This window comes from Candidatus Poribacteria bacterium (assembly GCA_009839745.1).
Classification (GTDB): domain Bacteria; phylum Poribacteria; class WGA-4E; order WGA-4E; family WGA-3G; genus WGA-3G.
Genome location: VXPE01000135.1, coordinates 1 through 14,178, shown reverse-complemented (window position 1 = coordinate 14,178; position 14,178 = coordinate 1). Strand labels below are relative to the sequence as shown.

Genomic DNA, 14,178 nt, shown 5'->3' with positions numbered 1-14,178 from the left:
TCTGAGAACCTGTAGCATAATCTGTTAGATTGTGCAGTTTTAACGGAATTGTAGCCTGCAACAACGGCGCAGGCGGATATACGGAGAGGATAGTTGGTCATCCAACCCACCTCACCGAACCGCAAGGAATAATTGAAATCTGAGAACCTGTAGCATAATCTGTTAGATTGTGCAGTTTTAACGGAATTGTAGCCTGCAACAACGGCGCAGGCGGATATACGGAGAGGATAGTTGGTCATCCAACCCACCTCACCGAACCGCAAGGAATAATTAAAAAATGAATACACCAACAGAAATAGGCGATGTTGCCGCAATTCTCGCCGAAACACCGGAGAAGTTCCAACGTATCCTTCCGAAGGAAAACACGGTTCGCGTCCGGAACCTTATCAAGCGATATGAGATGGGAACGCAAACTGTAGATGCTCTCCGCGGTGTCAATTTTCAAATCCAGCGTGGTGAGTACATCTCTATCATGGGTCCCTCCGGTTCAGGGAAATCGACACTTTTCAACATGATCGGTGGCTTAGACAAACCGACCGAGGGCAGAGTCTACATTGACGAGGTGGACATCGCACAACTTGATGCGTATGAACTCGCATGGCTCCGCTGCCGAAAGATCGGCTATATCTTTCAATCGTTCAATCTCATTCCAGTTATGACGGCACTCGAAAATGTTTCACTTCCGATGATCTTCGCGGGTATGAGCGCAGACGAAAGCAGAGAAAAAGGGGTTGACCTCCTTACACTCGTCGGACTCGGTGACCGCGTGCAACACAAGCCGTTAGAGCTCTCCGGCGGACAACAACAGCGCGTCGCAATTGCCCGTTCGCTTGCAAATGATCCCGCAATTGTTCTCGCCGATGAACCGACTGGAAACTTGGACACCAAAACCGGGCTCGAAATCATTGCCTTACTTCGCCGACTCAATGCTGAAAACGGCGTAACCATCATCACCGCAACACACGATCACAAGATGTTAGATGTCTCCGATCGCATCTTCCACATGGCGGATGGTAAAGTGGATAAGATTGAGTCGCGTGATGAGATTGATCTCCACGTCGGTAAATTAGACGGTGAGGAAGTCGGGTAAATAGTTTTCAGATAACTGACAACCCTTAAAAAATGAACATCTACAAACGCTTAGGCATTCGCACAGTCATCAACGGCAACGCGACGCTCACACGGCTCGGTGGCTCAATCATGCCAACTGAGGTTGTCGCTGCGATGGCGGACGCTGCCAAGCATTTTGTAGACATCATCGAACTCCAAAAACGGGTCGGGGAAGAGATTGCGAAACTCACCCACAACGAAGCGGCGTATGTCTCCTGCGGTGCTGCCGCTGCTTTGACGCTCAGCACTGCTGCATGTATCACCGGACTTGACCCAGACAAGCGCGAAAAATTGCCTCACCTTGATACCTCAATGAAAAGTGAAGTCATTGTACATCGTCATGGTCGTGTCGGATACGATTACGCTGTTCGACAGGTTGGTGTCACTTTCGTAGAGATAGGTGATGAAAAGGGAACGACTCCTGACGAGTTAGAAAACGCCATTACGGAGAAGACCGCCGCAATTTTCTACTTCGCGAACCCCAGCAGAGAACACCTCTGGGTGCCTTACGAGGAAGCCATCTCGATTGCGAAAAGGCACGATGTCCCTCTCATTGTTGATGCTGCCGCACAATTACCACCCCCTGAAAATTTATGGCGTTTTACGCAGATGGGTGCTGACTTGGCACTCTTTAGCGGCGGGAAAGGCTTGTGTGGACCGCAGAGTAGTGGGTTAATTGTCGGAAAAAAATCGCTGATTGAGGCTATCGCTTTCAACGGACCCCCACATCCTTTTATTGGCAGGGGAATGAAGGTGGGAAAAGAAGAGTTGGTAGGACTCCTTACTGCTGTCGAATGGTATCTGGATCAAGACCACGACCAATTACAGCAATCCTACGAGGATCAGGTTACCTACTACGACAAAGTGTTCTCGGACATCCAAGGCGTTACAGTCCATCGTATCTTCCCTTCCGAAGCCGGACAACCGATGCCCCGCACTGAAATCCGATTTGATGCAAAACACCTCGGTATCACACAGAACGAAATCCTTCAGCAACTCGCAGACGGTGAGCCCTCGATTGACCTTCCAGGATCGGGAGAAAACGGTGTTATCATCAACGGACAAACGCTAATGCCCGGAGAGGTAGAAATCATTGCTGAAAGACTCACAGAGATCATTTTAAACCGGTGCAAGTGTTAAAGCACCTGATCGAACTCAAAGGAAATGAGCAATTAGCAATTGGCGGTTGGCAAAACTCAATCCATCTGAAAACCTATGCGCAGCCTAACAGGCTACGCTACAAGTCAGGTAATAACCCAACAGGTAGTCTGCAACAACGGCGCAGGCGGATATACGTAAAGGCATGTTACACTATGAAACCTACCTGACCGAACCGCAAGGTAAAATTAAAAAAAGGAATAATAAAAAAATGAAACTTAATAATGGTATCCGCCTGACATGGCTCGGACACTCCACCTTTAAAATCGAAACAGATGGACAAACACTCCTCATAGATCCATGGGTAACCAACAACCCAGTATGCCCGGATGCGCTCAAGACTTTTGATCGCCTTGATGCTATCCTCATCACACACGGACACGCGGATCACATTAGCGATGCAGTGCCACTGGCGAAAAAACATACACCAACAGTTGTGTCCATCGTTGAAATTGCAGGATGGCTCGGTAATCAGGGGGTCGAGAACACGATCGGTATGAACAAGGGTGGCACTGTCACTGTCGGCGGCGTGAAAGCAACGATGGTTTCAGCAAACCATAGCAGCAGCTTCACAGAGGCAGACGGCACAACGGTTTATCTCGGTGAACCCGCAGGCTATATCATCGAATTCGGGAACGGATACAAAATTTACCACGCCGGGGATACGAACGTGTTCGGGGATATGCGGATTATCGGCGAGATTTACCAACCCGACCTCGCATTACTTCCCATTGGTGACCATTTCACGATGGGACCGCGTGAAGCCGCTTACGCCGCACAATTGCTCAATGTTCCAGCGATTCTGCCCATCCATTATGGCACTTTCCCACTATTGACAGGAACGCCCGAAGAACTCCGACAATTGACGGCATCCCAGAATGTAGAAATTGTTTCGTTAGCGGTTGGGGAAACATTAGCCTAAGACATTCCGATAGGGACCGTGGAGCCCAAAGGCATTCACGGTCTTCAGCAGGTCTTGTGGGTTTCCCGTATCGTAACGCTTACCTGCGACGCGATACCCGGACATGCCTTCCCGTTTTATCATTTCCGACATTGCATCCCGCAGTTGAATCTCTCCGTGCGTCACAATTCGGTGTCTGTAGTTGTAGTCCAGAATGTCAAAGAGGAGGGGATTGAGGAGATCAATGCCGAAGTTGCAGAGGTATTGTTGATCAGGGACACCCTCAACACGGAGGTGTTCCTGCGCGAACGCGACCGTCGGCTTTTCGGAGATTTGTGCTAATGTAAAGCACCGCGGGGATTCAGTAGCAGGATTACCGTGAACGATGCCGTTAAGTGAGAGTTCACTCTCATGACAGAGATCCAGACTCGTGACAGATTGACCAACTTGTGCGTAGATATCCGCCAGTTGTTTCGCGCAAGAGACATTTGACTCGGAAATATAGAGGTGATCCCCGAGCAAAATCATAACCGGTTCACCAGCGGCAAAATCCTTGGCGCAATAGATGGCGTGTCCAAAACCCTCCGGCTCTGCTTGAATCGCGAAATGCAACCGTTCGCCTATTTCCGCTAACCGATCCGCCTGCACTGCTAATTCCGCCTTTTCGCGAATCGCATCCGCAACGGTGCCAGAAAAATAGTCGGCAATCGGCTCGACCTGCTGGGGTTGGGCAACGAGACACACCTCCTCCACACCTGCCGTTAGCGCCTCCTCAATAATCAGCTGAATGATCGGCTTTGCGATACCATCCTGAGCGATAATTGGAAAGAGTGCTTTTGGCACGGCTTTCGTTGCGGGGAAAAGACGTGTCCCGTACCCGGCAATAGGAATAACTGCCTTCTGAATGCGCAGAGACATCGGGATTACAAATCCCTCCCTCTATAGACATGACACTCCGCTGGAGAGTTTCAGCGGAAGCACACCTGAATCTATTAATTTCTCAATGCTTTGAGGTAGCCCCAAGTGGCTGAGAGTTTGCCAGCGGGTTCCACGGGCAATTGATCGCTCTGCGACTCAAAATTCTGTGCAACCTCGTCTTCGTCAAGGATCCGGTCATAAATACGGACGTTATCAATCATACCGATCAGGAATCTACCGTCGTGTTCGCTACCGATACGACGTTCGTCCATCAGTTCAGGGGTTCCGCCGGCGAGCCCTTCGTCAACCAATTCGCCATCAACATAGAGTTTCAACTCATTGTCTTTGGTATCGCTGGTATAAATGATGTGATACCACTGCTCCTCTTCAGCATTTAAGCGGATTTTCACACCATCGTTCTTATGAACTTGGATTTGGTTGCCCTCAAATTTGAAGTGGACTTTGCCAGCCGCCCACTGCCATGTAGATACGATGCCTTGAATGCCGCCGAACTGTCCTTCAAGCGCATAGCATTCAATACTCACATGCTCAAACTCACCCATCGCTGGGATTTCGATGTAACTATCCCCTTCAAATTCCAAGGCTTCTCCCGTGCCATCAGCCGCACCTTCGACGGATTTAAGGGTGCCTTCGATCTTCGCATCTTTGCCCCCAAAAACATCTTTGACAGTTTTACCGTCGATATCCGCTTCATTAAGCGTATACATGGCAACGAGTCCATCTATTACGAAATCTTGTGCATCCGCCGCTGTTACATAGCAGAGCAGTGTGAGGAGTGCAGCGAGTACACAGACTATTCTGATATTCCTTAAACGCATTTTTAATTGCTCCTTTTAGTTATAGAAATTAGGGTCTGTGAAAACTATCATATATTTTACCTTATAGATTTTGGGTTTGTCAAGTCAATCCGATTGTGCGTCTGGATATATCGGCTCTGTCAATTTATGTTCAAGCGTGAGATTATCCTCGTAAACGGTTTTTATCAACTCCTCAATATCAGGTTCCTGGACGGATATGTCTATAATCCTGAACCTTTGGAGGATTGTCCCGATCAGATCCGCCGTGCTGATTTCTTCAGGAGAGAATCGATACTGCACGCGGGCACCATCCTGATAGGTAACATGTGCACTGGGAATGCTGATGTCCGGATAGACTTCAGCGTAATCAACAGTCAAAAGCCGTTCCGTTGATAGCAACCGCCGAAGCCTGGCGAGTTCTCCGTCAAAACAGAGACGTGCGTTGTCAATGAGAATCACACGCTTGCAGAGTTTCTCGACATCATCTAAATCGTGTGTTGTCAATACAATCGTGACGTGCCGTTCAGCGTTAATTTTCTGAATAAACTGTCGAATACGTGCCTTGGCGACAACATCTAAACCGATCGTCGGTTCATCAAGAAATAGAATATCTGGATTGTGGAGCAGTGCAGCTGCGATGTCAGCACGCATCCGCTGACCGAGACTCAACTGGCGCACAGGTGTCTGAAAAAAATCGCCAAGGCTGAGCAATTCGTCAAATACCTCAACATTGTAGTGGTATTGTGTCTCTGGGATCCGATAGATACGCTGCAACAACTCAAATGATTCTTGGACAGGTAAATCGAACCACAGATGCGATCTCTGCCCAAACACGACCCCAATGTGCTTGGCATTTTCTTTTCGTTGACGATGTGGGATATATCCATTCACGGTCACACTGCCCGATGTCGGCACCAAAATGCCGGTTAGCATCTTGATAGTCGTTGACTTTCCGGCACCATTTGGTCCCAAATATCCGACAATTTCGCCGCGTTTGACGGTGAAGGAGACCCTGTCTACCGCTTGGACAATGCGGTGCTTGCGCGAAAAAAGATTCACAAAACTCCCGAAAAATCCTTTGCGGTGATGATAGATCTTGAAAATTTTGCTAAGGTTGTCAACTTCAATCATTTTTTTAATTTACCTTGCGGAGAAATAGCGGTCGTTGTGTCTTTGTAGTCCGTTTCTCAAATCCAGTCGCGAATTAACCGAAAACCCGCAAGGACAACGGACGCAGCGGCTCAGAAGCAATAATTAAAAACCCGTGCTTTGGTAGTGTAAGACACCCCATCTCCAAAATAGCACAGTGATACCGAGAAACAGGAACCCCGCGAAGGGTGCTAAGTGAACACCGATCGGTGAAACCCCTGATACTCCAATTTTTTCAAGCAGAAATAGGGACGGAAAATAGTTGACACACGCCAACGGGACAATAAAGGTGAAAAAATGTCGAAACCACCATCGATAAATAGAAAACGGGTAACTTCCCATGAAAACGCCGCCGTTCGTGAAGATATTAATAATCTCAATGGATTGGACAGTCCAAAAACAACTTGTCGCGCCAATGACGAAGAGGCCCACAAAAAAACAGGTGCCGCCTATCAGCGAAATGAACAGATACCCTACTTTGGTAAGTGACCAAGTCACAGTCAACTGCGAATTAGCAATGAGAAATACAACGAGGGCTTGTGCTATCCTCCCCAATCGACGGAGTAGAAATTCATGTGCAAAAACTTGAAAGAAGGTGCCAAGGGGACGGATGAGGACCGTATCGAAGTCACCACGCACAATATTTCTCTGAAAGACATCAAATCCCCTTCCTACCATCTCGGCGACAGCAAAGCAGATACCAATCATGCCGTAGAGGAATCCGACTTCCCAAAGGCTCCATCCCGCTAATTCTTTAAAACGGTTAAAGAGAAGGGCAATCATGAAAAAGTCGATGACAGAGATGCTCGCCTGCGCACATACATCAAAGACAAAGGAGAGTCGGTACTCCATCTGCGATCGGATACGAAGTTTGACGAAATAGAAGTAGAGTGAAAGATGGTGCATTTTTGGGAAATCCGTTGGACGGGCGAGGTAACCTTGGGGAAATACGCAGAAACACCCTATCAAAAACCCCAAGCAAAAACACCCCAAGCAAACCTTCTACCCGCCTTGTATAACGAGCCGCGAAAAACCACGGGTTAAGAAAAGTCGTCCCAACCCAATAAAAAAGAGGTTCCACACCATTTGTTTGCCTATGGCAATCCAGACCGCAATACCCGTAATCTTGCCTAAATAGATACTAAACGGGATGTCAATTAAACCTTCAAAGGGCAGCCATCTGGCGATGTGTGCTAACCATTCGGGCCATAACGCGATCGGGACCAACATTCCAGAAAATAGGGTGATTATGGAATAGGACATTCCAGAGATTCCCGTTGTATCCAGTGTCCAGAACCCTGAGCTAAAGATTGTTATCGTGATAGCATTACTCATGAAAACAGCGAGCATCATTGAAACTGTAAACGTCATTAAAATAGTGGGCTGCTGCGGGATTGTAACGTTGAAGAAAAGAATGCTGATAAGAAAAGTCGGAAATCCCCGCATGAGTAAATAATAAAGGGCTCTACCACACTCATCGGCAAACCAATACGCTTGGAAGTCAACCGGCTTGGTTAATTGGAGCGCAATGCTGCCGTCTTTAATCGCGCTCGTAACTTCAGAGCGCGTCCCCCAAAACGGCATGAGCATGAAAGAAACCTGACACAGAACGAAATATGTGATAATTTCATCCAGACTCAGGGGTTGAAGAGCCGGACGCGCTGCGTAGAAAGCGGTATAGACAAAGATATGCACTAGGAGAAAGAAAAAATTGGTCGTCAAACCTGCGAGGTTTGCCACCCGATATTGCATCCGCCTCTGAAACGATTTCTTTGCAAACGCCAGATAGACCTGGAATGCGAAACAAAGGGATCTCATCCGGTCGCGGCACTTAGATCTGCGATAGGCACAGATCGTCCCTTTTCTGCGGATTCGTAGATACCATCAAGCATCTGCATCAGCATGATACCCTGTTCGGCTGAGGAGATAGGTTCTTTGCCATCAACAATGCACGCCACGAAGTGCTTTACCTCTTCGTCAAATCCGTTAATCGGAGGCGCGCTAAGCGGTTTATCCAAATCTTTGCCATCTTCTTCCGTGTAAAGGGTGAACGGACTGAGCGTCGCGCCTGCTTTCGTTCCTGCGACTTTAATGTAGTTGTCCCCAGGGAGGTTCAAAGCCCACGTTGTTTCGAGGATAATCGTCGCGCCATTTTCAAACCGGATGTGTGAAAAAGTTGCATCGTCAACATCGTATTTAACGTCATCAGGCACCAGATGCTTAAAGTGAGAATAGGAGGTTCCCATAACTTCAACGGGTCTTGGAGAATTCATGAGCCACCAGACACAATCTAACGCGTGGACCCCAATATCAATGAGAGCACCACCGCCTGCGCGTTCTTTATCAACAAACCACCCTTCCTTGCCGATAGGAATACCCCGCCGTCGGACATAACCCGCTTTGCCGAAGTAAATTTCACCGAGTTCACCTTCCCGTATCAACTGCTTGAGCCGCTGGGTACTCCCATCAAACCGCTGCACGAGGGCATACATTAAAGTCTTTCCATTTTGAGTGGCGGTATCCGCCATAGCCTTTGCTTCCTGTGCACTTCGAGCGGGAGGCTTTTCACACAGCACATGCTTGCCAGCGTTCAACGCATCAATAGAGATAGGGGCATGGAGGAAGTTCGGTAGACAAACGCTAACGGCATCTATATCCTTATTTTTCAACATCTCTAAGTGGTTGGTATACGTATTCGGTATCTTATACTCCGATGCTACCTGCTTGACCTGCTTCTTATCTAAATCGCAGACGGCAATCACTTCTGAACGCGGATCGGCAGTATAACCTTTAAGATGTTGCATCCCGGGCCAACCGAGTCCAACGACAGCAGCGCGAACTTTTGTTGTTCGATTTGACACAGCACGTGCTCCTTTTTTCGGCGTAACTTGCAAGCCAAAATTTGCTATTTTAATTTCCCATAAACTTTGATTTTGCGGGAGAGGCGTGAAATTATGCGATTTTAGTCATGACGCAGTGCCTCTGTTGGGGTGAGACCTGCGGCTTTGTTCGCTGGATAGAGTCCAAAAAATATACCGATTAACGCGGAAACACTAAACGCTATTAAAGCGGCTTGGACAGAGACAACAGCGGGCCAACTTGCATCCATGAGTTTTGAAATAACCAAACCGGAAATAGAGGCGAGACTGCTTCCGATGAGAATGCCGATAAGCCCACCGCAAATACTCAAAACGATGGCTTCAATGAGGAATTGGATCAGAATGTCGCGACGTTTTGCACCAAGGGCTTTGCGCAAGCCGATTTCACGGGTTCTCTCCGTTACAGAAACCAACATGATATTCATGATGCCAATGCCACCAACGAACAAGGCAACACTCGCAACACCCCCCAAAAGTACTTGCACAATCCGACTGACATTGCCTACCTGTTTTATAACCTCCTTCGCCGTGAAGAATTCAAAATATTTTTCGTCTCCGTGTTGTTGTCGCATCGCAATTTTGATTTCAGCGACGGCTTGTTCCACCTTATCATAGCTCTCGGCTTGTGCCCACAAGAAGAGCCGTCCTTTCATCTGCCCGATATAACGAATTTCCATTGTGGTAAGGGGGATAATCACTCGATTGTCCCACCCCTCACTTGCCATACTGTTGCCCTTCTCCTCCATGACCCCGATGACGGTGAACCGTTCTTCACCGACTCTCAATTCAAGACCAATCGGGTCTTCCCTCTCAAACAGGTCTTTTCGGACTTCAGAACCGATGATACAGACGGGTTCTCTGCGTTCCATGTCACTTTCCGTAATAAATCTGCCGGCTTGAATGTACCAGTTATTAACCTCTTCATAGAAAGGTGTCACGCCCCAAATCTCAAGCGATTGATTCACGTGCTTGTGTGATACGGTGAGATTCGCTTGAGATAGTGCCGTAGCTGCCTTAAGAGAGGGACAATTCTCCAAGAGAAAGTCCAGGTCTTCGTATTCAATATACGCTGGATGCTTATTTTCGTAGTAGGAACCATCGTCTCTACGAAACGTGTCTTTCCGAAAGCAGACAATCAACCCTGCACCGCCGATCCGTTCTAATTCAGCGAGCATAAGGTGTTCGGCACCACCGCCAACAGAAACAACAGCCACAACCGCCGCGATCCCGATGATAATCCCGAGGGTTGTGAGCACAGAGCGCAACTTGTTACGTTGTAGTGCTGTCAAGCCGACAGTCACCCCTTGTGTAATCTGCATAATTCTCTAATTCTCGTAGGCGACCTTTAATTTTCAGGTTTCATGGATTCGCCGTGCAATAAAAACGCGCGGATGTCGTAACGCCCTGGACGTTCGATGGGCAATTCTCCGCTTTCAATCATCAAATCCAATGGATTGGCATGCGTCCGCAGCGGTAATTGGACAACTTCGTGCATACGTGCGGACTCATAGATCGCCATTATAATTTCAACAGCCGCGCGCCCATGCTTCGCCTCACCGCGGTGTTCAGGACCGCCCTCAATCCACTCAACCAGTTCAGTTGCTTGGGCGACGTGTTGGTCCCTTCCATCAGAGGGACGTTCTTCCCAGTCTGTAGCCTTATTGTTGAGGAGACGAACGCGCCCCTCCGTTACATCGGCGATACCATCTGTTCCGTAGACGATACCCCCTTGATAGTTCGGTCTACCGATCTCCTGCAAGAGCATACCGATGCAACCGTTTGAAAATCCGACAACTCCAGCACTTCGGTCCTCAATCTGAATACCGCGTTCGTAACGTTCCGTTTTTCGTTCAACGTTACCAATAACCCATTGCAGATCCGGGTCGCCGATGACATAACGCATCATATCAAAGAGGTGTGAGCAGTCATTTAGTAACCCTTGACCCCCCTGACAGACAATCTGTCGAGGTTCACCGATTGCCCCTTCGGCAATGAGATTGCGGGCATCCGTCCATGCGGAATTGAAGCGGCGCTGATGCCCGATAACGACCTTGACATTATTGCGATTTGCGACGATTAACATTTCATCACATTCACCGAGGCTAACACCCATCGGTTTTTCACAGAGCACTGCCTTTGGACTTCGCGCACAGGCTGCAATTGTCATCGGCGCGTGGAGTGTATGCCACGTCGCGACACTGACAATATCAAGGTCTTCGTTATCCAACATCTCGCGCGCATCCAAATAACAGTTTTCAGCGGATACGCCGTAGGTGTCTGCGAATTTGTCAAGAGCTACTTGAACTGGATCGGCAAGTGCAACAATTTCGGTTTGCTCAACACCCTGATAACCACGTGCATGAGCATTGGCGATACCACCGCATCCGATAATTCCAACGCGATATTTAGATGCCATTTTTTGATCCTTCCTTTTTACTGACCTGCCTTTGTATTCTCACCGAAATGCGAGGAAACAAGGACTAAATCAAGAACATTTACTGTTCCATCACCGTTTATATCCCCTTCAAGGGCTTCCCCAGACTGACCGAATTCGCTGGCGACTAAAACCAAGTCTTGAACATTCACGATCCCATCATCATTGACATCCCAAGGTGTTGGAGGGGGCGGCGGCATTTCTATGGTTGTTGTCGTTAGGAGTGTTGAACGGATCAGACTATCCGCCCCAGAAATAGCACTTACTTCAATATCGTAAGCCCCGGGTGAGGTCGCCGCGTTCCCCGTGACGTTAAACGTGATTTCTTGGGTCGCATCTGGTTCCAGTGTTATCGTGTCTACGCTGAGAGCACCGACGAGGCCCGCTTCAGCTGCAGGCGTGGATACCGACACCTCAAGAGTGAACGTATCTGACATATTTCCCATATTCGTCAGTTCAAAAGTGTAATCCACACCTGTGACTGCGTCCATTGTCGTCTGTTCTACGTTTCCAATGAAATTAACCCCGACTACGACAGGAACAGGGGGTGTTGATTCCGCCTGTGTTGTGTAGATATAGTCGCCTGTGAAAATGAAGTTTCCATCGGCGGCATTGCCAGCAGCGTAGAAGGTAATCGGGCCGATATCGGCATCAGGCGCGGTCCATTTAAGGGTCCACTGGTTCTCATCATTTGTTCCTTGGGCACTTCCCGCAGCAGTGTGCATAATATACTGCTTACTGTTGGCGACCTTCAACTGCGTATTCGCGGCATCTGAAACTTCAAAGGAGCCAGCACTTGCGCCATCACCATCAAGTGCTGTCATTTCAAATCCCCAACGGCTTTGTCCGGCACGTGCAAGATTGACAATAATCTCATAAACCCCACCCGGTTGATATGTTTCCGGGGCTGTCAATATCAGTGAACCCCCTGAGGCGTTCAAGTCATTACCTGTGTGACAACCCGCGTCCGCGCAGGTCCCTTCATTAGGGGCCCCCGTTTTTTCTTCCGGGGGACCGAAAGAGAAGGCAAATGCACTACTGATGCTTGTAACGAAAAGTAGCACAAGCACGGCATAAATAGGTAACATACTTTTTAGATAATTCAAAAAATTTCTCCCTTGTGTACACATTAAAAAACGCCCCAACGCCGACTGCTAATCGGCGTTGATTCGCGATTAGCTCAACCGACACTTCCGAATAGCACTCGGGGGGCGTTTTATTTTCAATAGCAAATTTTGGCTCTCAAGTTTCACCAAAAAGTACTTTTGCTGCTATACCTACTTAAGGATAACCATCCGTCGGGTCGCAGCGAAATCTGATGTCTGTAGCGTATAGAAGTAGATACCACTCGCAACACGCTCACCGACAGCGTTCCTACCATCCCAATACGCAGCACTCGACGGCGTCATATACGAACCCGTCGGCTGCCAACCCAAATCTAATGAACGAACCAAACGACCCGATACATCATAGATCGCAATCTTCACTTCTGTCGATTCGCTCAACTGATACGGAATCCATGTCTCAGGATTGAACGGATTCGGGAAGTTCTGCGCAAGCAACGTGTCTTGTGGCTGCACATCTCCAACCCGCAGTTGTAGACTCAAGAAGGCATTGTGAATGTCACTCGTCGTCACCGTGCGTTGGAAGGGACCTGAGACGATTCTGTTGGTGTCGTCGTAAAGGGCGACTTTGAGTTTATCACCGGCTTCAACGACGCTCTTGCGGTTCAGGTCTGCCCAGACGGCAGAAGAGCGTCTCGTTGCACTTGAGACGTTTTCCGTGGCGATTGTGCCAGTGCGGAGGTTCTCAGCGACGAGGGTATATGCCGTTCCAGTTTCCATGCCTTTGATGTCGCTGGTCACGATGAACGCCCATGCGCTTTTATAGGTTGCGAGAGCGGGAGCGGCGGGAGCGGCATCACCATTCGCTTCGGCTTCAACTTCAGCATCAGCGGCTGCGTCATCAGCAGGCGCTTCTTCTTCAGCAGCGGGTTCCTCAACAACCTCTTCCTCTGCGGGAGCCTCTTCTTCGGCAACTGGTTCTTCAGCAGGGGCTTCTTCAGGTTCAGGCTGGTTGTCCCATGCATCACCCGTGAACTTTACCATACCGCCAGACGGTGTGTTCACGATATAACCTTTGTCCCCCGTAATGCCAAATCCATCACCTTCATCGGCTATCGTGTAACCGACAAAATGCTGCGTTGCTGCATCGAGTTGAATAACGGCTGTCGCACCCAGCATTTCCGCTAACGATTTCGCCGTGTAGGGTTCTGCCGGCATCAGAGGGATCGAAATCATGTTCAAACCCGCTTCAAGCGTCACATCAAAACCAGGACCTTCTACGACCGGTTCAGGCATCGGTTCCTCGGGCATCGGTTCCGCAGGGGCATCAACTGGCGTGATCGTCAACATTGCCGTCGGCTCTTCCCACGCAAACGCTTCAGTGACATCACCACCACCTTGGATACCTTCATGGGCTGCTATGACGCCACCTTCCGTCGGAACACGTTCATTGCTTCCTGGGGGATCCGTCGCTTCATCTAAACCGAGGGGTCCCGGAATATCCGAAGCCATCTCTGTGTTATCTTCACTACCAGCGTCATACGCCATCAAATCAAGACTCGCTGAAACAGGCATCCCATCTTCGTCAAAGAGGGGTACATCAATCGCAGCGATGAACGCATCGTTTGTTGAGACCAACATTGATCCGACAGACAGCGAAGAATTGGCCATATCAGCCGTTATAGTGACCGTCGTAGATTGACCCGGCATCGTATATCTGCGCGTCCCATCCGCATTCATAGCGATC

At 48.9% G+C, this 14,178-nt stretch carries 13 protein-coding genes; 3 read left to right on the top strand and 10 right to left on the bottom strand.

From position 1 onward, the window contains the following. Positions 1-277 precede the first annotated feature (277 nt). The 3 genes from F4X88_21120 to F4X88_21110 all read left to right on the top strand — a co-directional run bounded on the left by F4X88_21120 (position 278) and on the right by F4X88_21110 (position 3,190). Positions 278-1,090, top strand: a complete 813-nt coding sequence (locus tag F4X88_21120; protein MYA58785.1) for an ABC transporter ATP-binding protein — start codon at positions 278-280, stop codon at positions 1,088-1,090. Between the two features lie 32 nt (positions 1,091-1,122). Then, on the top strand, positions 1,123-2,250 hold the full coding sequence (locus F4X88_21115; protein MYA58784.1) for an aminotransferase class V-fold PLP-dependent enzyme: 1,128 nt from the start codon (positions 1,123-1,125) through the stop codon (positions 2,248-2,250). Positions 2,251-2,479: 229 nt separating this feature from the next. Next, positions 2,480-3,190 (top strand): metal-dependent hydrolase, encoded by a 711-nt coding sequence (locus F4X88_21110; protein ID MYA58783.1) that lies wholly within the window; start codon positions 2,480-2,482, stop codon positions 3,188-3,190. Here the strand turns inward: F4X88_21110 and F4X88_21105 are convergent. The 10 genes from F4X88_21105 to F4X88_21060 all read right to left on the bottom strand — a co-directional run. Further along, complete coding sequence (locus tag F4X88_21105; GenBank protein ID MYA58782.1) at positions 3,182-4,087, bottom strand: NTP transferase domain-containing protein; 906 nt, start codon at positions 4,085-4,087, stop codon at positions 3,182-3,184. The genes F4X88_21110 and F4X88_21105 overlap by 9 nt on opposite strands. Positions 4,088-4,161: 74 nt before the next feature. Continuing rightward, the gene (locus F4X88_21100) at positions 4,162-4,926 is read right to left on the bottom strand and encodes a LamG domain-containing protein (GenBank protein MYA58781.1); all 765 of its coding nucleotides are present in this window, start codon (positions 4,924-4,926) and stop codon (positions 4,162-4,164) included. Between the two features lie 84 nt (positions 4,927-5,010). Then, positions 5,011-6,036, bottom strand: a complete 1,026-nt coding sequence (locus F4X88_21095; protein ID MYA58780.1) for an ATP-binding cassette domain-containing protein — start codon at positions 6,034-6,036, stop codon at positions 5,011-5,013. Positions 6,037-6,159: 123 nt separating this feature from the next. After that, positions 6,160-6,960: an ABC transporter permease gene (locus F4X88_21090; protein ID MYA58779.1), complete on the bottom strand. Its 801-nt coding sequence runs from the start codon at positions 6,958-6,960 to the stop codon at positions 6,160-6,162. Between the two features lie 96 nt (positions 6,961-7,056). After that, a complete protein-coding gene (locus tag F4X88_21085) occupies positions 7,057-7,872 on the bottom strand; it encodes a hypothetical protein (GenBank protein ID MYA58778.1) in 816 nt (271 codons plus the stop codon). Continuing rightward, the gene (locus tag F4X88_21080) at positions 7,869-8,915 is read right to left on the bottom strand and encodes a Gfo/Idh/MocA family oxidoreductase (GenBank protein MYA58777.1); all 1,047 of its coding nucleotides are present in this window, start codon (positions 8,913-8,915) and stop codon (positions 7,869-7,871) included. The genes F4X88_21085 and F4X88_21080 overlap by 4 nt, the downstream gene beginning before the upstream one ends. A gap of 101 nt (positions 8,916-9,016) precedes the next feature. After that, positions 9,017-10,252, bottom strand: coding sequence for an FtsX-like permease family protein (locus F4X88_21075; protein MYA58776.1), 1,236 nt, complete (start codon positions 10,250-10,252; stop codon positions 9,017-9,019). Positions 10,253-10,278: 26 nt separating this feature from the next. Then, positions 10,279-11,349 (bottom strand): Gfo/Idh/MocA family oxidoreductase, encoded by a 1,071-nt coding sequence (locus tag F4X88_21070; protein ID MYA58775.1) that lies wholly within the window; start codon positions 11,347-11,349, stop codon positions 10,279-10,281. A 17-nt stretch (positions 11,350-11,366) separates the two neighbouring features. Next, positions 11,367-12,497 carry a hypothetical protein gene (locus tag F4X88_21065; GenBank protein ID MYA58774.1) on the bottom strand — a complete coding sequence of 377 codons (1,131 nt, stop codon included), beginning with the start codon at positions 12,495-12,497 and terminating at the stop codon, positions 11,367-11,369. 147 nt (positions 12,498-12,644) lie between these two features. Next, a partial coding sequence (locus F4X88_21060) for a T9SS type A sorting domain-containing protein (protein MYA58773.1) occupies positions 12,645-14,178 on the bottom strand: 1,534 nt, incomplete at its 5' end.